The organism is Pseudogulbenkiania sp. AW2-16 (assembly GCF_056824575.1).
Genome location: NZ_CP157668.1, coordinates 4,018,685 through 4,039,046, shown reverse-complemented (window position 1 = coordinate 4,039,046; position 20,362 = coordinate 4,018,685). Strand labels below are relative to the sequence as shown.

At 63.4% G+C, this 20,362-nt stretch carries 21 protein-coding genes and 1 tRNA gene; 3 read left to right on the top strand and 19 right to left on the bottom strand.

Going from position 1 to position 20,362, the window contains the following annotated elements:
- Positions 1-21: 21 nt before the first annotated feature.
- The 12 genes from ABKF58_RS19380 to ABKF58_RS19325 form a co-directional block, all read right to left on the bottom strand.
- Positions 22-378, bottom strand: coding sequence for a hypothetical protein (locus tag ABKF58_RS19380; protein WP_482582847.1), 357 nt, complete (start codon positions 376-378; stop codon positions 22-24).
- Between the two features lie 71 nt (positions 379-449).
- On the bottom strand, positions 450-731 hold the full coding sequence (locus tag ABKF58_RS19375; RefSeq protein WP_482582846.1) for a hypothetical protein: 282 nt from the start codon (positions 729-731) through the stop codon (positions 450-452).
- A gap of 188 nt (positions 732-919) precedes the next feature.
- Entirely contained in the window at positions 920-1,207 is a 288-nt protein-coding gene (locus ABKF58_RS19370) for a hypothetical protein (RefSeq protein ID WP_482582845.1), read from the bottom strand.
- Positions 1,208-1,396: 189 nt separating this feature from the next.
- On the bottom strand, positions 1,397-3,523 hold the full coding sequence (locus tag ABKF58_RS19365) for an AAA family ATPase (protein ID WP_482582844.1): 2,127 nt from the start codon (positions 3,521-3,523) through the stop codon (positions 1,397-1,399).
- A gap of 12 nt (positions 3,524-3,535) precedes the next feature.
- Entirely contained in the window at positions 3,536-4,213 is a 678-nt protein-coding gene (locus ABKF58_RS19360; RefSeq protein ID WP_482582843.1) for an AAA family ATPase, read from the bottom strand.
- Between the two features lie 4 nt (positions 4,214-4,217).
- On the bottom strand, positions 4,218-4,421 hold the full coding sequence (locus ABKF58_RS19355) for a helix-turn-helix domain-containing protein (protein WP_482582842.1): 204 nt from the start codon (positions 4,419-4,421) through the stop codon (positions 4,218-4,220).
- Positions 4,422-4,649: 228 nt separating this feature from the next.
- Entirely contained in the window at positions 4,650-5,903 is a 1,254-nt protein-coding gene (locus tag ABKF58_RS19350) for a tyrosine-type recombinase/integrase (RefSeq protein WP_482582841.1), read from the bottom strand.
- Positions 5,904-6,103: 200 nt separating this feature from the next.
- Positions 6,104-7,390, bottom strand: coding sequence for a serine--tRNA ligase (gene serS / locus ABKF58_RS19345; RefSeq protein ID WP_008955555.1), 1,287 nt, complete (start codon positions 7,388-7,390; stop codon positions 6,104-6,106).
- Positions 7,391-7,399: 9 nt separating this feature from the next.
- The gene (locus ABKF58_RS19340) at positions 7,400-7,921 is read right to left on the bottom strand and encodes a hypothetical protein (protein WP_008955554.1); all 522 of its coding nucleotides are present in this window, start codon (positions 7,919-7,921) and stop codon (positions 7,400-7,402) included.
- A complete protein-coding gene (locus tag ABKF58_RS19335; RefSeq protein WP_482582840.1) occupies positions 7,890-9,209 on the bottom strand; it encodes a replication-associated recombination protein A in 1,320 nt (439 codons plus the stop codon). The genes ABKF58_RS19340 and ABKF58_RS19335 overlap by 32 nt, the downstream gene beginning before the upstream one ends.
- Positions 9,210-9,213: 4 nt before the next feature.
- Positions 9,214-9,819: an outer membrane lipoprotein periplasmic chaperone LolA gene (gene lolA / locus ABKF58_RS19330; RefSeq protein WP_294868059.1), complete on the bottom strand. Its 606-nt coding sequence runs from the start codon at positions 9,817-9,819 to the stop codon at positions 9,214-9,216.
- 152 nt (positions 9,820-9,971) lie between these two features.
- The gene (locus ABKF58_RS19325; RefSeq protein WP_482582839.1) at positions 9,972-11,564 is read right to left on the bottom strand and encodes an NAD+ synthase; all 1,593 of its coding nucleotides are present in this window, start codon (positions 11,562-11,564) and stop codon (positions 9,972-9,974) included.
- 79 nt (positions 11,565-11,643) lie between these two features.
- Here ABKF58_RS19325 and ABKF58_RS19320 point away from each other — a divergent pair, with 79 nt between their 5' ends.
- From ABKF58_RS19320 to ABKF58_RS19310, 3 genes are all read left to right on the top strand, one after another.
- Positions 11,644-12,771 carry a GNAT family N-acetyltransferase gene (locus ABKF58_RS19320; protein ID WP_482582838.1) on the top strand — a complete coding sequence of 376 codons (1,128 nt, stop codon included), beginning with the start codon at positions 11,644-11,646 and terminating at the stop codon, positions 12,769-12,771.
- Positions 12,772-12,838: 67 nt separating this feature from the next.
- Positions 12,839-12,928: transfer RNA gene (locus ABKF58_RS19315), tRNA-Ser, on the top strand.
- 234 nt (positions 12,929-13,162) lie between these two features.
- Entirely contained in the window at positions 13,163-13,885 is a 723-nt protein-coding gene (locus ABKF58_RS19310) for a FadR/GntR family transcriptional regulator (RefSeq protein ID WP_201441968.1), read from the top strand.
- Positions 13,886-13,911: 26 nt separating this feature from the next.
- On the opposite strand, the gene ABKF58_RS19305 is transcribed toward ABKF58_RS19310, so the two are convergent.
- The 7 genes from ABKF58_RS19305 to ltnD form a co-directional block, all read right to left on the bottom strand.
- Positions 13,912-14,520, bottom strand: a complete 609-nt coding sequence (locus ABKF58_RS19305) for a hypothetical protein (RefSeq protein ID WP_482582837.1) — start codon at positions 14,518-14,520, stop codon at positions 13,912-13,914.
- A complete protein-coding gene (locus tag ABKF58_RS19300; protein ID WP_482582835.1) occupies positions 14,481-15,167 on the bottom strand; it encodes an NAD-dependent epimerase/dehydratase family protein in 687 nt (228 codons plus the stop codon). Before ABKF58_RS19300 ends, ABKF58_RS19305 begins: the two co-directional genes overlap by 40 nt.
- Positions 15,164-15,952 (bottom strand): 2-oxo-tetronate isomerase, encoded by a 789-nt coding sequence (gene otnI, locus ABKF58_RS19295; protein ID WP_482582833.1) that lies wholly within the window; start codon positions 15,950-15,952, stop codon positions 15,164-15,166. Before otnI ends, ABKF58_RS19300 begins: the two co-directional genes overlap by 4 nt.
- A 132-nt stretch (positions 15,953-16,084) precedes the next feature.
- Positions 16,085-17,395 (bottom strand): MFS transporter, encoded by a 1,311-nt coding sequence (locus ABKF58_RS19290; protein WP_482582832.1) that lies wholly within the window; start codon positions 17,393-17,395, stop codon positions 16,085-16,087.
- A 113-nt stretch (positions 17,396-17,508) separates the two neighbouring features.
- Positions 17,509-18,183 carry a class II aldolase/adducin family protein gene (locus ABKF58_RS19285; RefSeq protein WP_482582830.1) on the bottom strand — a complete coding sequence of 225 codons (675 nt, stop codon included), beginning with the start codon at positions 18,181-18,183 and terminating at the stop codon, positions 17,509-17,511.
- A 1-nt stretch (position 18,184) separates the two neighbouring features.
- Positions 18,185-19,435 carry a 3-oxo-tetronate kinase gene (gene otnK, locus ABKF58_RS19280; protein ID WP_482582828.1) on the bottom strand — a complete coding sequence of 417 codons (1,251 nt, stop codon included), beginning with the start codon at positions 19,433-19,435 and terminating at the stop codon, positions 18,185-18,187.
- Entirely contained in the window at positions 19,432-20,340 is a 909-nt protein-coding gene (ltnD, locus tag ABKF58_RS19275) for an L-threonate dehydrogenase (protein ID WP_482582826.1), read from the bottom strand. The genes otnK and ltnD overlap by 4 nt, the downstream gene beginning before the upstream one ends.
- Positions 20,341-20,362: the final 22 nt, after the last annotated feature.

Sequence of the window (20,362 nt, the reverse complement as noted above, 5' to 3'; positions counted from 1 at the left end):
GGGCTGCCGGTTCCGGCACGGCTATTTCCCGTCGATAATTTCTTTGACCACTCGCCTCAATGTCTTCGGGTCAGGCATGCTAGCAAGGCCGAAATGGGCCGGGCTGTACCTCATCAACACGTTCACCACAGCGGCGACACGCTGGTGCCGTGGAATGAGGTGAAGCGGCACCAGATCGGCGGCAGCAGCGATCTTGTCACGCAAGAGCCGGCCCTGACAGGTATTACGGTCGGCGGCACCAGCGGCGCGGCCAGCCGTTGCGTCACGGTAGCGCTGCAACTCGTCGAACAAGTCACTGCACAGGGCGGCATAGGCTGGCGACAGGCTCGCGGCCAGCTTGCTGGGCAGTTCTGCCGTAGATGGATGGGTCACTTGCATGGTTCTTTCCCCTAGTTGTTCCGCACAGCGGAATTGCCTCTATTCGGCTCACAATCGCCCGCTGCTGCGTTTTATGTCGAGGCATGTGTGGTGGGTTCACTGACACGTCGCTGTGCGCGTGCGGGATACCAGCGGCCCGGTGACGGCGGTTCGCACAGCATGGGCATGACGCCAAGTTGTTTGGCGGCATCGTGCAGCGCGGCGACCTTGAAATCGTTGTAGCGCTGCTCATCGGCGTATGGAAGCGGTGGCCGGGGCGGCGACCAGTTCACGACAAGCACTGCCAGCGCCGGAACATGGCAGGCCGTTGACGTGGCTGTTGCTACAAGACAGCCGGCGATATTCGTCTGCACAATGAAATCTCCTTTTGCAGCCCCAAGTGTTGCCCCGCAGCGTAACCCCACAGCGGAACACCACCCGCAAAACCAAGCTGGGCAAGGATTTGCGGCTTTCCATTGTCGGGATGGACAGTCCGAACAACGGTTTTTTGGCGTTTGGGGCGGCTGATTTTGGCTGGCTAAATTGTGTGTCGGGAACAAGGCTAGTCAGCATCACCGCACAACAAACGCATAAGCGTTGTCGCTTGGTTTTCACCGGGTCGCTGCAATTCCTGCAAGGCAATAAATGCTTTTTCAGGTAGCCAGACTTCCAGCTGCCGTAACCCTAACTCCCGACAGCGTTTGCGATACTGGCGGTAGTATTCCGCTTTCTTGCTGACAGTTTTCACACCGGCCAGCTCAACCCAGCCGGCTTGCCGCAACCGAAGCGCGTCGCTCTCGTTTAAAATCGTTCGCGCTTGCGAGGGATGCACCATCTTCACAGCCTTCATAATCACGCTCCTAACTGCACAGCCGCATCTATTCCGTCATTCCGTTGCTATTCCGTTGCTATTCCGTTAGAAAACCAACGGAAAGAGGGAAATGGGGGGGACGACTAATCCGTCGTCCCCATTTCCCTATAGGGCGACGGATTAATAAGACCCCCTCCCGGCTTGTGTAAATCCCCTATGTCAACGTGCTCATTCCGTTCGCATGCCGGGCACCAGATACTGCTTAAGACGTCCCTTACGTTCTTCCGGTTCGAGGTCCATCAACACGAGTTCACCGGTTTGCTCCGCCTCTTTGACCAACGTGCGAATCCGCTTTTGCGTCAAGCCAATTACATTGGAATCATCCTCTAGCGACGACGGTGAGTTCTTGATTCCTCTCGCCAAGTTGGCTTCCAAGTAATCAACAATCTTTTGCAAGTCTGCGGCCCGCGTTTTGGTTTCGTTGACTGGCTCACCCTCGAACTCACGGAAAGACCAGTCTTTCCGCATCAGCCATATCGGGTGCGCCGGCTTGGCGGCGTAAGTGACCTTGTGGAAATGCACCTGTAAAGGAAGATGCCCTGATTGCAGCATCGGCAGGGCCGCAACAGGCATGGGGTAGTCCTTGTGAGTCCCTGCGAACAACTGCATCACGGTTCGGCTGTTGTCTGCCAACGCACTGCCATTGCGGCCACAGTACATATCGATAATGCCGTTCCGCGCCACTTCCTTGCCGACATGATGCGTCAGCCGCGCATGCGCGTTCAATTCGTCCGACAACCGCCGCGCTATTTGGCACAGGGCGGATTCGGCGTCGTTGACAAAGCGCTCGCCGGGACCGAAATGTGACAGCGGATCGACGTAGACCATGGCGAGCCCTTCACCCGCGTACTGTGTGCACAGCTCGTCCACCAGTGAGGTAGGCACGATGTTGCCTGAGCGGTCCAGCTCGGCCAGCCGGGCGACCCGCCCGCTCACGTCTTCGATAAAGGTACTCCCGATCACTCGCCGCTGTTCCTCGGGGCTCAACCCCATGGCCGCCATGAGGTAGTACAGGCGATACAGGAAGTCTTCACGGCTATCTTCGGCGGTCAGGAACAGAGCGCCACCGGGGCGCAGCACCTTGTGCCCCCACACATCACGGCCCAAGGCGATATGAATGGCTTCCCATTGCTGTACCGTGGTCTTGCCGGTGCCACCGGGGGCGGCCAGCATGCCGTTACAGACGTACACCAAGCCCTCGATAATGGCCGCATGGCGCTTGGGTGGCTCCAGTAGCCCGGAGCAGCGAGCCAGCGCCGGCCCGACAAGGATGGAAGGCGGGCGGGGTGGCGCTTCATCACTTGGGACCGCCATGGCGCTCCGCCAGTCTGCCCACGCTGGGTAGAACCGGCTTAGCTGGTCGTAGCTTGCCGCCAGACTGGCGCTGTAGGCTTCGGCGACTTCTCGCTTGGCGAACTCAATGGCTTTCTCATGATCGCCGTGGCGGTGATCTTCGCAATAGCGCAGTAGCGCTGGCACTTTCAGCAGCGTGACTAGAGCAGTATCTGGTGCCACGTTGTGGCGGTCGAAAAGCGTTGACAGCAGACTCTGAACCTCGCGGGAGCGGTCGATATCGGTATCCCCTGTCACCAATGCGAACTGGCTGGGCGTCAGCTTGATAGATGCCAGATCGAACGGCTCGCCGATTTCTTCCGGCAACACCAGCGGTGTTTTGTCCTTGGCTTTTTTGAGCAGCGGTTCCAGCTTGGCCAGCTCATTAGTAGTCAGGCGGGGAATCGGGCTGTCGTCTATGGCATTGCCGGTCAGGGTCAGGAATCGCGCTGACGTGCCTTGGTAATACTCGCCATGGTCGCAGTCGGGATAATCAAAATCTCCGGTATCCCGATGCTTATCGGCCCACGTCTTAGGCACCCAAGCAAATAGTCGGATGCCCTTTCCCGATGGGGATGTTTCGCTATAGCCAGAAAAGGGAACCTTGAAACTATCACGGTCCACGTCATCGAAATCAAGTCCGGCTAGAATAAACTCGCCATCTTCGGTATACCCGTTGAACAGCAAGCCGATACCGAATGCACTGAATTGCTGCGCCATGGCGACGGCTTCGGCATAGGGCATCCATTGACTGGGTTTGGCGGTGGATATACCGTGAATAGGAATTTTGTCGAACTTCCCTCGTTTGGGATTCCAGACCCGATTAAAAGGCGCAAAAAGGGGCCGCTCGGCGATACTATGCACCGCCTTTTGGATGGTGCTATAATCAACTTGCAGAGTAACCAAAGCCCTTTCGCGCCCAACGCCGTCCCCTCCGGCTTGGGCGTTTCCATTTGGTGTCATGACTCAGTATCCTTATTTGATCCAGACGGCCGCCGGTTTTCTCGCCATGCGCTGCTTGAGTGGCTCCAGCAGAATTTCACCGTTATCGACGTTCGCGGAAAAAACCGTGTCCGCTTCACCCTCCAGCCACTCGACGTGCCAGTCGTTTGACGCAACCAACAAAATACAGGCGTCACCACGTAGCAAATTGAAATAATTCATAAAAACACCGGGGTTGCTACGCGCCTTCGGCATTTCAACGATGACGAGATAGTTCTCGGCGCACCATCTGTGAATGTTTTTTCCGGTGGTGTTGTCCAGATAACCGCTTTCGAAGAACGCGTTGCAATGCCTGTCACCGTAACGTCGGCACGCAAGGTCTTTCCGCGCCGAGGCACTTGTGCGCGAATGATGATCGGCGATATACAACACGCCAGTAAAAACCGCTTGGTGTCCGTGCCAAGGTGTGCCGCTGGAAATGGCGACAGCCATGTCGAGTGCGGCTTCCACGGCAGCCGTGCCGTGAATCATGGCCCAGCTGTCCGCCACCAAGTAACCGTTAATCAGCCAGTGATACGGCTTGATGTCCCCCAACAGTTCCGACATCGGAATCAATTCCGTCTTTTTCGGCCAGATACTGGTCTGGATGTCCCGCTTGCAAAACATGTCCGCCACCGTGGCGTCCAAAAGGTCCGGGTGAAGGTTCGTCATTTTCTTATCCTTCCACCGCGCCGGCTTCGATAAAATTATCCAGATCGACTTTCCGGTAAAACACCAGGCGGCCAATTTTGACGAAAGGGATAAAGGGCCGTCTGTTGCACCGCCATGAATCGAGCGTGTGCGGTGAAATTCCAAGATACTGAGCTGCTTCAACGTTGCTTAGACGTTCAAAAGCAGAATCGACTTTGGCAATAGCCATGATACATACTCCTCCGGCAAAACCGGTGAGCGCACCGGCACTTATCACGGTAATCACCGTACCCCCACAAAACACCGCAACGCAAATCCCAGTTGCCACGGTTTTTTAAACTCGATTTCTAAATGCCGAACAAAACAAAATGGACTGGCTTTTAGTCCAGTCCATTGTCTTAGAGGTAATTGTGGTGGGGATTGCGGGGTGTGTATTACGGAAGGTTAGGGGGCGTTGTTATTTTGCACAACGGTCGAGGGTTATCACGTTGCCCTTGGCGAATTCGGCCTGCTGATCGAGCCAGTCGGCGACGGCTTGCCACCCAGCGCGAAGTTGCTGTTCCGACTTCCTTATATAATGCCGTGCTGTGATATCGCCCGCCTGCCGGTGATTCATCATTTTTTTCAGCGTATAAGTGGACACCAGCGGCTCGGCAATCGAAGCGAACGTTGACCGCAGCATTTTTCGGCTGAAATACACCCCGCACTTTTCTCGTATTTCGGCTACAGCATAAAAATCGTAGGCTGCCTTGAACAGCCTTTCATCGGCGGATTTATTTGCCATTTGCCGCTCAACGATTCCCCATGCTTGGTTCGATAGATAGAGGACATGATCCGTTCTGGTTTTCGTATCGAGCAAAACAACGCACCGATGCGCGGCATCGATTTTTTCAACCTTGATTTCCAGCGGCTCGGATGGGCGGCAACCAGTCAAGGCCAAAAATTTCAGATAGCGCACCGTGGGTGTGTCTTCCATTTCGCTCAAGGCCAGCCACCACCGGCCGATATCTTCCGGCTCGATGGACTTATCCGCAGGCTGGGCCGGTGGCAGGCTGATGCGGTTACGGCGCGGCGTGTCCTTGCTGAAAGGCGACCCCAGCACGGTGACGCCATAAAAATTCAGCACCGCCCTTAGAACCTGCATGGCATACGTCTGCTGGCGCTCGCCGTGAGCAGCGGCGGCGTCATAAACGCGGTGGATGTCGTCGCTGCTGATCTGATCGATGCGGATTTCGGCGAGCTTCAGCAACATGCCGTCCTTGCACTTCCGCCCGGTGTTCTTGGTGACCCCGGGCGTGACCATCTTCAGGTAATCGTGCCGCGTGGACGGTTTCAGCGGCTTGCCGTCGGCACGGCGGGCTCGCTCGACATACTCGCGCACCGCGTCGCCCAGCGTCGGCACTGCCGCCGCCTTCGCCTTGGCTTGACGCTTGCCAGCGCTCAGGCTGACGCCAGTGGCCAGCGCGTTGACCACTTCACGCGCCTTGGCTCGCGCTTGCTCTACCGTCACTTCTGGAAACCGCCCAATGGACACCCGCTCAGGCGACCCACCGGCCACCCGCTTAAACACAGCAAAAGTCTTGACGTTGTTGGGCGTGACCCGCAATTGCAAACCGGGTTGCTTGGTGTCGTGAAAGGTAAACCTTTGACCGGCTGCCGGCACCGGCAGGTTGGTGAGTGCCGCTTTGGTGAAAACGATCCTAGTTTCCATGGCATCCTCCTCGGGGTTACGGCTGGGGTTACGTTGTAGCCGTAACCCTGACAATTTCAGTGTAACCCCGACAAAGATGGCTTTCTAGGAAACCCTTGCTGTATAAGGCTTTAACAGAGCAGAGCAAACTCCATCTAATCCTGACAAAAAATAAAAAACCGGGATGCTCGATCCCGGTGCGTTCTTGATGGCGATGTCGATCAGCCGCCGATTTTTTCTTTGCCGCCGAGATAGGGGCGCAGTACGGTCGGAACGGTCACGGAACCATCGGCGTTCTGGTAGTTTTCCAGTACTGCCACCAGCGTGCGGCCGACGGCGAGGCCGGAGCCGTTAAGGGTGTGTACCAGCTGGTTCTTGCCGTTCTCGTCCTTGAAACGGGCCTGCATGCGGCGCGCCTGGAAGGCTTCGCAGTTGGAGCAGCTGGAGATCTCGCGGTAGGTGTTTTGTGCCGGCAGCCAGACTTCCAGGTCGTAGGTCTTGGCGGCGCCGAAGCCCATGTCGCCGGTACACAGCGTGATCACGCGATAGGGCAGTTCCAACGCCTTGAGGATGGCTTCGGCGTGGCCGACCATTTCTTCCAGCGCGTCGTACGATTTCTCCGGGTGCACCACCTGCACCATTTCCACCTTGTCGAACTGGTGCTGGCGGATCATGCCGCGCGTGTCACGGCCGTAGGAACCGGCCTCGGAACGGAAGCAGGGCGAGTGTGCGGTCATCTTGACCGGCAGTTCGTCGAGCTTGAGGATGCTCTCGCGCACGGTGTTGGTCAGGGTGATTTCCGAGGTGGAGATCAGGTACTGGTCGACCGCGCCTTCCTCGCCGCCACGCGTCACCTTGAACATGTCCTCGGCGAACTTGGGCAGCTGGCCGGTGCCGAACAGCACGCTGTCGTTGACGATGTACGGGGTGTACATCTCGGTGTAGCCGTGCTGGTTGGTGTGGGTGTTCAGCATGAACTGCGCCAGGGCACGGTGCAGCTGGGCGATCTCGCCGCGCAGCACGGTGAAGCGGGCGCCGGAGAGTTTGGCGCCGGTTTCGAAGTCGAGCCCCAGCGGGCTGCCGACGTCGACGTGGTCCTTGGCTTCGAACTCGAACGAGCGCGGTACGCCGACGCGGCGCACTTCGACGTTGGCACTTTCGTCCTTGCCCTGTGGCACCGATGCGTGCGGCAGGTTGGGGATGGTCATCAGCCAGTGCTCCAGCTTCTGCTGCACGGCTTCGAAGGCGGCTTCGGCGGCTTTCAGCTCGTCGCCCAGGGTGGCCACTTCGGCCATGATGGCGGAGACGTCTTCTCCTTTGCGCTTGGCTTCGCCGATCTGCTTGGAGGTGGCGTTGCGGCGGGCCTGCAGTTCCTGCATGCGGGTCTGCAGCGCTTTGCGCTCGTTCTCGAGTTGGCCGAAGGCGTCGGTGTCCAACTGGTAGCCACGGGCGGCCAGGCGCTCGGCGACGGTTTCCGGCTGGCTGCGAAGGAGTTGAATGTCTAGCATGGTGTTGGTCTATTTGATGTTGATGATCTGAAGCTGGCGGTCGGTGATGAGCCAGATCTTTTCAAAAGGACTATCCTGGAAGTCCTTGTTGCGTAAGTAATTTTCCCAGTCGCGGTGCATGACGCGCGTGTTGGCGTTGCGGATCAAGAGCCAGCAGGGCTTGACGGTGTAGGAGGCGAATTTGTCATTCTTGTCCTTGATGGCTCGGTCGAGCTGCTGGAAGATTTCTTTCATCAGTGCCGGCTGCTGCAAGGCGAGCAGCACGGCCGTCTTATCCTTGTGCCAACCGTTGATTATGGCAGCATCGTGGGTGCTGCCATAGATGTGCGTCACTTCCAGACCGATTTTTTGCGCAGGCTCGCCGTTCTGCCGGCGCAGAATGGAGAAGTCGGGAGATTCGCGGTGCGGGCCGAGCAGGTAATGGCCGGGGCGCGACAGGCGGTTGAGCACAGCGATCAGCCGCTTGGCGGCGAAGTGCTCCAACCTGACCTTGTGCCCGTCATGATCGTGATGGTGCTTTTGTTTCTTCATCCAGTTGCCTGAGAAACCGCAGTTTTTCCTGAATCTTGCCTTCCAGCCCGCGTTCCACCGGCTCGTACCAGCGGCTGTCTTCGATCCCCTCCGGCAGGTAGGTTTCACCGGCGGCGTAGGCGTGCGGTTCGTCATGGGCGTAGCGGTAGGCGTGCCCGTATCCCAGCTCCTTCATCAACCTGGTCGGCGCGTTGCGCAGGTGCACCGGCACCGGGCGCGAGATGTCCTGGCGGATGAAGGCGCGCGCCTCATTATACGCCTTGTAGCCGGCGTTGCTCTTGGGGGCCACGGCGAGGTAGATCGCGGCCTGGGCCAGCGCCAGTTCGCCTTCGGGGCTGCCGAGCCGTTCATAGGTGTCGGCGGCGTCGAGCGCGATGCGCGCGGCGCGCGGATCGGCCAGCCCGATGTCCTCCCAGGCCATGCGCACCAGGCGGCGCGCCAGGTAGCGCGGGTCGGCGCCGCCGTCGAGCATGCGCGTCAGCCAGTACAGCGCCCCGTCCGGATTGGAGCCGCGCACCGACTTGTGCAGCGCCGAGATCTGGTCGTAGAAGGCGTCGCCGCCCTTGTCGAAGCGGCGCGCGTTGACGGTGAGCACTTCGGCCAGGAAGTCGGCGTCGATGTACTCGACGTGGCGGGCGCCGGCGGCGGTGCGGGTCTGCTCCAGCAGGTTGAGGAAGCGGCGGGCGTCGCCGTCGGCGTAGCCGCTCAGCGTCGCCAGGGCGCTGTCGTCGAAGGTCAGGCCGGGCAGGGCGCCGCTGGCGACGGCGCGCGCGAACAGCGCCTTGAAGTCATCGTCGGTGAGGGCATTGAGCACGTACACCTGAGCGCGCGACAGCAATGCCGAGTTGACCTCGAACGAGGGGTTCTCGGTGGTGGCGCCGATGAAGGTCAGAAGGCCCGATTCGACGTAGGGCAGGAAGGCGTCCTGCTGGCTCTTGTTGAAGCGGTGCACTTCGTCGACGAACAGGATGGTGTGGCGACCGTCACGCTGCAGCACCGCCTGCGCTCGGTCGACTGCCTCGCGGATGTCCTTGACGCCGGAGAACACCGCCGACAGCGGGATGAACTCGGCGTCGAAGCTGTGCGCCAGGATGCGTGCCAGCGTGGTCTTGCCGACGCCGGGCGGGCCCCACAGGATCATCGAGTGCGGGGTTTTCGACTCCACCGCCAGGCGCAGCGGCTTGCCCGGGCCGATCAGGTGCGGCTGGCCGATGACCTCGTCGAGCGAGGTGGGGCGCAGCGCTTCGGCCAACGGTTTTTTTGGTTCGCGGGCAAACAGGTCGGTCACGGTCTCAGTCCGAAATCACGTCCACGCCCTTGGGCGGGGTGAAGGTGAAGCGCGATGGCGCCAGCACCGGGTTCTTTTTCATGTCTGCGAAGCGGATCAGCGTGGTGTTGCCGAAGCTGTCGTGCAGTTCCATGGTAACCAGCGTGTTGGCGCGAAAGCCCATGCGGATCGACTGGAAGGTGTTCTCGCTCTTCTTCGGCGCGGCGCTGAGCCATTCGATGCCATCCTGGCTGCCGGCTTCCTTCAGGTGATAGTCACGCTCGATGGCGTTGCTGCCGGCCAGCAGCGCGGCCGGGCTGGAGCCCAGCGCGGCGTCCAGCGACTTGCTGGTGACCTGGGCCAGTTCCTTGTCGTAGATCCACAGCCGCTTGCTGTCGCCGACGATGAGCTGTTCGTAGGGCTTGGCGTATTCCCAGCGGAACTTGCCGGGACGCGAGATTTCCAGCTGGCCGCTGGCCTCTTCGCGCTTGCCCTTGGCGCTGACCACCTGCGAGAAGCTGGCCGACAGCGTCTTGCTGCCGGCGACGAAGGCCTTCAGCTGGGCGATGGCGGCGGCGTGGGCGGGCAGGGCGAACGCAGCGGCGAGGATGATCGGTAAGAGCTTCTTCATGGAATCCTTTTCTACGCCTCAGCCGTTTGGGGCTCAAGGAATAAATCGTCACGGACGTCCCCTGGCCGGTTCGCGCCGCACCGCCGTAGCCGTGGCACGGCGAGCCTGGCCGGACCGGGGAGGGGATACGTCGCCGATTTATTCATCAGTGCTCAGCTGAAGCGGTTGGTGATCGGGTAGCGCCAGTCCTTGCCGAAACCGCGGTGGGTGACGCGCGGACCGACCGGGGCCTGGCGGCGCTTGTACTCGTTGATCTTGAGAAGGCGAACCACGCGCCGCACGTCGGCCTCGGCAAAGCCCTCGGCGATGATTTCGGCAGCGGACAGGTTCTCTTCCACGTAGCGCGCCATGATGGCGTCGAGCACATCGTAGGGCGGCAGACTATCTTGGTCTTTCTGGTCCGGGCGCAGTTCCGCCGAGGGCGGTCGGGTAATGATTCTTAACGGAATGATCTCGCTCTGGGCGTTGCGCCAGTGGCAGAGTTGGTAGACCAGGGTCTTGGCGACGTCCTTCAGCACCGCGAAGCCGCCGGCCATGTCGCCGTACAGCGTGCAGTAGCCGGTGGTCATCTCGGACTTGTTGCCGGTGGTCAGCACCAGCTTGCCGGTCTTGTTCGAGAGCGCCATCAACAGCGTGCCGCGGATACGCGCCTGCAGGTTTTCCTCGGTGGTGTCTTCGGCCAACCCTTCGAACGACGGTGCCAGCGCCGCCATGAAACTCTCGTACATCGGCCAGATGGCGATTTCCTCGTACTTCACGCCGAGCCGCTCCACCATGTCGCGCGAGTCGTCCACCGAAATGTCGGCGGTGTAGCGGCTCGGCATCATCACCGCGTGCACCTTGTCGGCGCCCAGCGCGTCGTAGGCGATGGCCAGCGTCAGCGCCGAATCGATGCCGCCGGAGAGGCCGAGCAGCACGCCGGGGAAGCCGTTCTTGCCGATGTAGTCGCGCACGCCGATCACCAGCGTTTTGTACACGCTCTCCAGCGGGCAGGGCAGCGCGGCCTTGCCGGCCGGCTGCAGGTCGCCGTCGGCCATCTGCACGATTAGCAGTTCATCGTCGTAGGCGGCGGCTTGCGCCACCACTTCGCCGGCCTTGTTGAGCGCGAACGAGGCGCCGTCGAAGACCAGTTCGTCCTGGCCGCCGGTGAGGTTGACGTAGGCGAACGGCAGGCCGGTCTCCTCGACGCGGTAGCGCACCGTCTCGTGGCGGGTTTCGATCTTGTTGCGGTGGAACGGCGAGGCGTTGAGCACCACCACCACGTCGGCGCCGGCATCGGCGGCTTCGGCGGCGGGATCCAGCGACCAGACATCCTCGCAGATCAACACGCCGACGTTGACGCCGTCCTGCTGGAATACCAGCGGTGCGCCGCCGGGAGTAAAGTAACGGCACTCGTCGAACACTTCGTTGTTGGGCAGCAGCATCTTGTGGTACTGACCGAGACGGTTGCCGTCACGCATCACCGTGGCGGCGTTGAAGCGCTCGTTGCCGAGCTTGACCGGGTGGCCCACCACCAGCGTGATACCGTCCAGCTCCAAGAGTTCATCCAGCGCCTTGCTGCACTCGCGGTAGAAGTGGTCGCGCAGCAGCAGGTCTTCCGGGCTGTAGCCGGTGAGCGCCAGCTCCGGCGTGACCAGCACGTCGGCACCCTGGGCCATGGCTTGGCGGGCGAGGTCGAGAATCTTGCGGGTATTGCCGGCGATGTCGCCGACAACGGGATTGAACTGGGCGAGCGCGATACGCATCTTTGGTGGCTACGTCGGTTTATCAACAATAAGGCCGATTCTACCTGAAGCGCGGCACGATTTCCTGAAAGGAGCGGGAGTGACGATAGCGTCGCTGAATGGCCTGGCCGGGCTGCCGGCGGAGCAGTGGAACGCGCTGCGCGCCGACGACCAGCCCTTTCTCGCCCACGGCTGGCTCGCCGCGCTGGAGCAGAGCGGGGCGGTGAGTGCGGCCACCGGCTGGCAGCCGCATCATCTGGCGTGGCGCGAGGGCGAGGCGCTGAGGGCGGTCGCGCCGGCCTATCTCAAGACACACTCGTATGGCGAATACGTGTTCGACTGGGCCTGGGCCGAGGCCTACCAGCGCGCCGGGCTGGCCTACTACCCCAAGTTGCTGCTGGCGATACCGTTCACGCCGGTCGGCGGGCCGCGCTTCCTCGGCCTGCCGGCGGCCCGGGCCATGCTGATCGCCGAACTGCCGCGCCAGGTCCGCCAGCTCGGGCTATCGTCGGCGCATGTGTTGTACCCGGCTCCGGAAGAAATGGCCATGCTGGCAGAGGCCGGCTGGCTGGAGCGGCACGGCGTGCAGTTCCACTGGCAAAACCACGGCTACCGCGACTTCAGCGATTTTCTCGACGCACTCAGCCGCGACAAGCGCAAGAAGATCCGCCAGGAGCGGCGCCGCGTTGCCGAACAAGGGGTCGAGGTGATCGTCAAGGAAGGCCGTCAGATCACCGATGATGATTGGGCATTCTTTCATACCTGCTACTGCCAGACCTATCGCGAGCACCGTTCCACTCCCTACCTCGATCTGGTGTTTTTCCGTCTGATCGGCGAACGCCTAGCCGACCACCTGGTGCTGTTTCTGGCACAGCGGGCTGGCGAGCCGGTGGCCGCCAGCTTGTGCCTGAAGGATCGACACCAACTGTACGGCCGTTACTGGGGCGCGCTGGAGGATATTTCCTGCCTGCATTTCGAGCTGTGCTACTACCAGGGCATCGCGTACTGCATCCGCCATGGACTCTCGGTATTCGAGGGCGGGGCGCAAGGCGAACACAAGCTGGCCCGCGGTTTCGAGCCGGTGTTGACGCATTCGGCGCACTGGCTGGGGGATTCTCCTTTCCGATCAGCGATTTGGCGCTGGCTCAAGCAGGAGAGGCAGGCGGTGGCGGCATATCTTGGCGAACTGGAGCAGCATATTGCATATAAAAAAGCTTGCCAGTCGTAAAAAGGGCTTATATACTGCGCAGCCTCTGACGACGAAACGCAAACGACGACGACATCAGAGTAGTTCTGGAGAGGTGGATGAGTGGTTTAAGTCGCACGCCTGGAAAGCGTGTTTAGGGTAATACCCTAACGGGGGTTCGAATCCCCCCTCTCCGCCAGAATTCAAAAAAGCCCGCTGAATGCGGGCTTTTTGCTTTTCCGGCGTGGCGCGTCTCTCGGATGCCGCGGGGATGCCCTGGCTGCGCGTGCCGGACAGGGGCGGGGTGGCTTGGGGTGTCGCCAATTTTACCCCACGCGCCGCCACTGACAGTGCTATCTTCTTATCATCTCCTCATACAACTGAAAGGCATGTTGTGGCCCTTGAGTTTCAACCCGTCCACGCCGGCGCGCGTTTGTCCGAGCAAGTGGCTGAGGCACTGGCCGAGGGTATCCATTCGGGCGCCTTGCAGCCGGGCGACAAGCTGCCGTCCGAAGCCCAGCTGGTCGATCAATTCAAGGTGAGCCGCACCGTGATTCGCGAAGCGGTGTCCCAGTTGAAGTCGCTGGGTCTGGTCATTTCGCGCCAAGGCTATGGGGTGCTGGTGCAGGAGCCGGGGATTCGTCCGCTCTCGTTCGATGCGGCGCATACTGCTTCGATGGAGGCCGTGGTGCAGATGGCCGAGGTGCGGCGCGTGCTGGAAGCCGAGGCTGCCGGCCTGGCGGCGGCGCGTCGCAGCGAGCAGGATCTGGCGGCGATCCGCGCGGCCGTGGCCGCATTGGCCGAGGCGGCGCAAAGCGGTCGCGACGGGGTGGAGGAAGACGTGAACTTTCACCGCAGCATCGCCGCGGCCGCCGGTAACCCGTTCCTGATTTCGACGCTGGATTACCTGTCGCAGTACCTGCGCGGCGCCACCCAGGTGACGCGGGCCAACGAAGCGCGCCGCGAGGATTTCTTCAAGGAAGTGCAGGACGAGCACAACGCCATCGTCAGCGCCATCGAACAAGGCGACCCGGCGCGCGCGCGCAAGGCCGCCGCCTCCCATATGGATAACGCGATTCGCCGTATCCGCGCTGCCGACCCGGCGTTCTGGGACCAGGAAGGCGAAAAGCTGGCGCAAACGCTGCGCATGCGCTGACGTTCAGATAGATGCGGCGGGCCGCCTCACCCCGCCGCCGCATCCCCCTTTCCGCAGACGGCCGAGACGGTCGTATCGACCGTGCTCAAGGCACGGCCCGGCAAATCGACCGCACCGACTTCGCCTCGGGCGCGGCGCTCCCGATCAAATCCCCCATCGCTATCCTCCATGGCGAACAGCGCCGCGGCATGGTCCGGCTTGACGCTGCCGCCGTGCCGCCGCGGCACGGCTTCGGCCAACGTTGAGTCGGCTTGGGCCAGGCCGGCATGCGGAAAAGAAAAATAGATGATCGGGAACGGGTCAGGCAGGCCGAACGGCAGCGGGAAATCGCCGCGGTACTGTTCGACGATGCTGCGGAAATCGGAGTCGGCCTTGAGCCCCAGGCGTTCCCCGCGCGGCGACTCGAAGCGCGCCGGCCAGCTGCCGACGATGCGGGCGATGGTGTCGTCCGGGACGAAGCGCACGAGGGAGCGCGCCTGGTTGCCGCCGACGCTTTCCAGTGCGTCGAGCATGTCCTGCACGCGCACCGTGAGGGCCGGCAGGTTGAGCGCGGTGCGGCCGCCGAAGGCCTCGCGGCTGGCTTCGAATACCGCGATCAGCCCGGCGATGGTGTTGGCCGGCGAGGCCAGCGCCACCTCGGTGTCGGGCGATACCGGGCAGACCGCTTCCTGTCCCGCCAGGGGTTCGCGGATGATGCCGGAGAGGAAGCTCGACGCGGCGCCGTTGGGGCGGCTGGCCGCACCGAGACCGTCATCAGCCGCGCCACGCGGCCGTCGATGAAGCCCTTGCGGGTGTAGTCGGCCACTAGCTGCTCGCAGATGAACTTCTGCACGCCGTAGGACGACTGCGGCGTGGGCAGGGTGTCGTCGCGCACCACCGCCGGCAGCGGCAGCGCCGGGTCGCTGCCGAACACCGCCACCGAGCTGGAGAACACCAGGCGCGGGGCGTTGCCAGCGGCGCGCAAAGCGTCGAGCAGGGCGCGCGTGCTGTCGAGGTTGGAGCGCAGGCCGAGCTCGAAGTCGGCCTCGCATTCGGACGACACCGCCGAGGCGAGGTGGAACACGCCGTCGAAACGCTCGCCGTTGAGCTGTTCGGCCAACTCGAGCACGGTGCCGACGCGCACTTGCACGCGCGGGTCGGCGCGCAGGTCGTCGGGTGCGGCCACCGGGTCGGCCAGCACCAGCCGTTCGATGGCGCGTCCGGCCAATTCGCCACGGGCGAGCAGGGTGCGTGCCAGCCGCGCGCCGATGAAACCGGCGCCGCCGGTAATCAAGAGCTTCATTGTTGGGCCTCCTTGTACGGCTGGAACCAGGTGAGTCCGGCGGAAGTGCCGTTGCGCGGGCGGTATTCGCAGCCGATGTAGCCGTCGTAACCCAGCTCGTCGAGCAGCGCGAACAGGTAGGGGTAGTTCAGCTCCCCGCTGTCCGGCTCGTGGCGCTCCGGCACGCCGGCGATCTGCACGTGGCCGATACCGGCCAGGTGGCGGCGCAGGCGCATGGCGATGTCGCCCTCCATGATCTGGCAGTGGTACCAGTCCATCTGCACTTTCAGGTTGGGCTCGCCCACCTCGGCCACGATGTCGTGCGCCTGCTTCTGGTGGCTGAGGAAGTAGCCCGGCATGTCGCGCTGGTTGATCGGCTCGATCAGCAAGGTGATGCCGTGCTCAGCGCAGCGGCGGGCGGCGTGGCGCAGGTTGGCGACGAAGGTGGCGCGCAGGGCGGCGAGGTCGGCGCCTTGTGGCACCAGTCCCGCCATGGCGTGCAGGCGGCGGCAGCCGGTGGCCGCGGCGTAGGCGAGGGCACGCTCCACCGAGGCGGCAAATTCCTCCTCGCGTCCCGGCAGGGCGGCGATGCCGCGCTCGCCCGCGGCCCAGTCGCCCGGCGGCAGGTTGAACAGCGCCTGGGTCAGGCCGTGGGCGGCGAGGCGGGCGGCGATGTCGGCTGCCGGGTAGTCGTAGGGAAACAGGTACTCCACGGCGCGGAACCCGTCTTGGGCGGCCGCGGCGAAGCGGTCGAGGAAGTCGTGTTCCGTGTACATCATGGTCAGGTTGGCGGCAAATTGCGGCATGGTGATCTCTTTGCTTCTGCTAATGAATGGTCAAGCAATGGGTAACCTGGATGGCGACAGCGAAGAGACCACAGACCAGGCGCCCGGAACGCAGCGTCGAATCGGGTCTCTATCGCCGTGTTGACAACAGGTTTAGCGGTTAACCAGCTTGGCCGGCGTGCGCAATACCGCGATGGCGCCCACCACCAGGCTGCCGGCGAGCACGTACATGCCGGCGGCGGTGCTGCCCGTCATGTCCTTGAGTGTACCGATCAGGTAGGGGCTGACGAAACCGGCGAGGTTGCCGACCGAGTTGATCACCGCGATGCCGGCGGCGGCGGCCGTGCCGCCGAGGAAGGCGGTCGGCAGGGACCAGAACAGCGGGGCGCAGGTCAGCACTCCGGCCGCGGCCAGCGACAGGAACACCAGGGACACGGCGGTGTTCTGGGTAAACGACGCCGCGACGACGAAGCCGACGGTGCCCATCATGGCGGGGATCACCAGGTGCCAGCGGCGCTCGCGGCGGGCATCCGCGCTGCGGCCGAAGCCGTTCATGGCAATGATCGCGGAGAGGAAGGGGATGGCGCTCAGCACGCCGATGGACAGGTTGCTGGTCACCCCGGTCGATTTGATGAAGGTGGGCATCCAGAAGGTCAGGCCGTATTGACCCATCACGAAGCAGAAGTAGATCAGGCTCATGAACCACACCCGGGCGTCTTTGAACGCGCTCAGGGCGTGGGCGCTGTGGTCCTTGTGCTTGGTGTCTTCGGCGATGGCCTGGGCCACCACGCTCTTCTCTTCCTCGCTCAGCCACTTGGCCTTGGCCACGGAGTCGTCGAGGTAGTACAGCACCACCAGGCCCACCAGCACCGCCGGTACCGCTTCGATCACGAACATCCACTGCCAGCCGGCCCAGCCGCCCACGCCGCCGAAGGCATCCATGATGAAGCCGGAGAGCGGGTTGCCGAAAATGCCGGAGACCGGGATCGCCGACATGAACATCGCCACGATCTTGGCGCGCCGGTGCGACGGGTACCAGTAGGTGAGGTAGAGGATGATGCCGGGATAGAAGCCGGCTTCGGCCAACCCCAGCAAAAAGCGCATCACGTAAAACGCGGTGGGCGTGTTGACGAAGGCGAAACCTGCCGAGACCAGGCCCCAGGTGATCATGATGCGGGCGATCCAGACCTTGGCGCCGAAGCGGCTCAGGGCGAGGTTACTCGGCACTTCGAACAGGAAGTAGCCGAGGAAGAAGATGCCGGCGCCGAGGCCGAACATGGTTTCGCTGAAGCCGAGCTGTTGCGACATCTGCAGCTTGGCGAAGCCGACGTTGACGCGGTCGAGATAGGAAACCACGTAACAGAGGATGATCAGTGGCACGATGCGCCACGATACCTTGCTGAATACACTGTCTTCACGACTCATGGTGGCCGTGCCGGTTTGCTGCTGGGCAATACTGCTCATGGTAATGTCTCCTCTACTGTAGTTAATGTGCGCTACCGTGTTGTTTTTATTGGCGACGCACTGTCATTACCTGGAACGGGCCAGGGTGCAGCGTGACTGGTCTCCCAGCCGTACTACCAGCGCGCCGCGAAGGTGCGCCGTAATTCTTCGATCTGTTGTTCGCTCAGGGGCGCCGGACGGGGCTGAACGGTCAGCCACAGCCGGGCGGTTTCTTCCAGTTCCTCCAGCGTGGCCATGGCGTTGGCCGGGCTGTCGTGCCAGACGTTGGGGCCGAGCCGCTCCAGCATCACCGCCCGGATCGGCACGCCGCGCCGGCGCGCCGCGGCGATGGTTTCCGCCACCCGTTCGGCCGCCTCGGGGTCGCCGGGGCGGTGGTAGGGAATCAGCGGCACGTGGCCCACCTTCATCACGAAGTACGGCGTGATCGGCGGCACGATGTCGGCCTCGCTCCACACGCCTTGCAACGTCAGCGCCACCAGGTGGGTGGAGTGGGTATGGATCACGCAGCGCGCCTCGGGCTCGGCCTGGTAGATGCGCCGGTGCAGCGCCAGCGTCTTGCTGGCACGGTCGCCGCTTTGCTGCTCGCCGGCGGCATCCACCCAGGCGATGCGTTCGGGCTCGAGAAAGCCCAGGCAGACGTCGGTGGGGGTGATCAGGAAGCCGCCGCCTTGTTCATCGTCCAGCCGCACGCTGATGTTGCCGGCGCTGGCGTGGACGTAGCCGCGCTCGAACAGCGAGCGCCCGACGCGGCACATCTCCTGGCGCAGGAAGTCTTGATCGGGCGTCATGTCACTGCACCTGCTGCAAGGCTTTGCCGAAGAAATCGACGCTGCCGAAGTTGCCGGACTTGAGCGCCAGCAGCAGCGGCCGGCCCTCCACCTGGGTCCACGGCACGCCGGGGTCGATGGCGGCGCCGATGCGCAGCTGGCTGACGCCGAGCGCCTGCACCACCGCGCCGGAGGTCTCGCCGCCCGCCACCACCAGGCGGCGCACGCCGTTTTCGGCCAAGCCGTGCGCGATCTGCGCCAGACACTGCTCCACCAGCTGGCCTGCACGCTCGACGCCGAGCTCGGCCTGCACCGCGCGCACGTCGTCCGGGCGCGAGGTGGCGTAGACCAGCGCCGGTTCGGCTTGCGCCAGCACCCAGGCGATCGCCTCGGCGGCGAGCGGACGGCCGGTGGCGAGTTCGCGCGGATCGAGGCGCAGCGCGGGGCGGCCGGCGGCTATCCAGTGTTGCACCTGTCCGTTGGTGGCCTGCGAGCAGGAGCCGGACAGCACCGCGGCAGCACCGCCGACGGCGGGCAGGTCGGCGGCGTGCGCATCCGGTGTCACCCAACCCCGCGAGGCGTAGACCTCGGGCAGACCCAAGGCGACGCCGGAGCCGGCGGTGAGCAGTGGCAGCTCGGCGCAGGCGGCGGCGATGGTGCGCAGGTCGTCGTTGGAAATCGCATCGACCACCGCGCACTGCACTCCCGCGCCACGCAGTTCGGTAAAGCGTGCCTGCAGCGCGGCCGTGCCCTGCGCCACGGTGTCGTAGCGCGCCAGGCCGACGCGGCCGGAGACTTGCGCCTGCAGCACGTTGACCAGGTTGGCGTCGGTCATCGGGGTGAGCGGGTGGTGGCGCATGCCGGAGTCGGACAGCAGCTGGTCGCCGACGAACAGGTGGCCGCGGAACACGGTGCGGCCGTTCTCCGGGAAGGCCGGGCAGGCGATGGTGAAGTCGCTGCCGAGCGCCTGCAGCAACGCCTCGGTCACCGGGCCGATATTGCCCTCGACGGTGGAGTCGAAGGTGGAGCAGTACTTGAAGTAGAACTGGCGCGCGCCGCCGGCACGCAACCATTCGAGTGCCGCGAGCGAATCGCGTACCGCCTCCTGTGCCGGGTTGGTGCGCGACTTGAGTGCCACCACCACGGCGTCGGCCTCGGGTGCCGGGCCGTCCGGCACGCCGATCACCTGCACTGTTTTCAGACCCGCGCGCACCAGCATGCTGGCGACGTCGGTGGCGCCCGTGAAGTCGTCCGCAATCACGCCGAGAATCATGCGGCCTCCTTGCCTTGCGGCAGCTGGATGCCGGTGAGCGCGGCGTAGAGCTTGATCACGGCGCTGTCATCCTCCTGGCCGTGGCCGGCGGCGGCGGTGCCGAGGTAGAGCTGGTGCGCGGCGGAGGCGAGCGGCAGCGGGAAGGCGAGCTGGCGTGCCGCATCCAGCACGATGCCCAGGTCCTTGATGAAGATGTTGACCGCCGACAGCGGGGTGTAGTCGCCGGCGAGGATGTGCGGCACGCGGTTCTGGAACATCCAGCTCATGCCGGCCGAGTTGCAGATCACCTCGTATAGCTCGTCGGGACGGGCGCCGGCGCGGATGCCGAGCGCCATCGCCTCGCAGGCGGCGGCGATGTGCACGCCGGCCAGGTGTTGGTTGACCATCTTCACGGTGGAGCCGACCCCGGCCTTGTCGCCCAGGCGGTAGATCTTGCCGGCGTAGGCCTCGAGCAGCCCGCCGGCGGCGGCGAACGCTTCCGGCTTGCCGGAGGCCATCACCGTCATCTCGCCGGCGGCGGCCTTGGCCGCGCCGCCGGACACCGGGCCATCGATCAGGAACACGCCGCGCTCGGCGAGGCGCGCTTCCCACTGCGGCGGCAGGGTCGGGTCTACCGTGGCGGCGGTCACCACCACCGCGCCCGGCTTGAGATGGGCCGCGATGCCGTCGTCGCCGAACAGCACGCTCTCGGTCTGCGCGGCGTTGACCACCAGCACCAGCACCACGTCGCTGTGCCGCGCCAGCTCGGCCGGGCTGCCCGCCACCTTGCCGCCCTCGGCGGCAAAGCGCTCGCACACCTGCGGATTGAGGTCGAAACCCCAGGTGCCGACGTCGCGGCGCAGGGCGCTCAGCGCGGCACCGAACCCCATCGAGCCGAGGCCGATGACTCCAAGCGTTTTACTCATCTTCTGTCTCCGTCTGTCTCGA

Coding starts and splice junctions, on each gene's coding strand:
- ABKF58_RS19380 (WP_482582847.1), bottom strand. CDS start 378: ATGCAAGTGACCCATCCATCTACGGCAGAACTGCCCAGCAAGCTGGCC.
- ABKF58_RS19370 (WP_482582845.1), bottom strand. CDS start 1,207: ATGAAGGCTGTGAAGATGGTGCATCCCTCGCAAGCGCGAACGATTTTA.
- ABKF58_RS19365 (WP_482582844.1), bottom strand. CDS start 3,523: ATGACACCAAATGGAAACGCCCAAGCCGGAGGGGACGGCGTTGGGCGC.
- ABKF58_RS19360 (WP_482582843.1), bottom strand. CDS start 4,213: ATGACGAACCTTCACCCGGACCTTTTGGACGCCACGGTGGCGGACATG.
- ABKF58_RS19355 (WP_482582842.1), bottom strand. CDS start 4,421: ATGGCTATTGCCAAAGTCGATTCTGCTTTTGAACGTCTAAGCAACGTT.
- ABKF58_RS19350 (WP_482582841.1), bottom strand. CDS start 5,903: ATGGAAACTAGGATCGTTTTCACCAAAGCGGCACTCACCAACCTGCCG.
- serS (WP_008955555.1), bottom strand. CDS start 7,390: ATGCTAGACATTCAACTCCTTCGCAGCCAGCCGGAAACCGTCGCCGAG.
- ABKF58_RS19340 (WP_008955554.1), bottom strand. CDS start 7,921: ATGAAGAAACAAAAGCACCATCACGATCATGACGGGCACAAGGTCAGG.
- lolA (WP_294868059.1), bottom strand. CDS start 9,819: ATGAAGAAGCTCTTACCGATCATCCTCGCCGCTGCGTTCGCCCTGCCC.
- ABKF58_RS19325 (WP_482582839.1), bottom strand. CDS start 11,564: ATGCGTATCGCGCTCGCCCAGTTCAATCCCGTTGTCGGCGACATCGCC.
- ABKF58_RS19300 (WP_482582835.1), bottom strand. CDS start 15,167: ATGAAGCTCTTGATTACCGGCGGCGCCGGTTTCATCGGCGCGCGGCTG.
- otnI (WP_482582833.1), bottom strand. CDS start 15,952: ATGCCGCAATTTGCCGCCAACCTGACCATGATGTACACGGAACACGAC.
- ABKF58_RS19290 (WP_482582832.1), bottom strand. CDS start 17,395: ATGAGCAGTATTGCCCAGCAGCAAACCGGCACGGCCACCATGAGTCGT.
- ABKF58_RS19285 (WP_482582830.1), bottom strand. CDS start 18,183: ATGACGCCCGATCAAGACTTCCTGCGCCAGGAGATGTGCCGCGTCGGG.
- otnK (WP_482582828.1), bottom strand. CDS start 19,435: ATGATTCTCGGCGTGATTGCGGACGACTTCACGGGCGCCACCGACGTC.
- ltnD (WP_482582826.1), bottom strand. CDS start 20,340: ATGAGTAAAACGCTTGGAGTCATCGGCCTCGGCTCGATGGGGTTCGGT.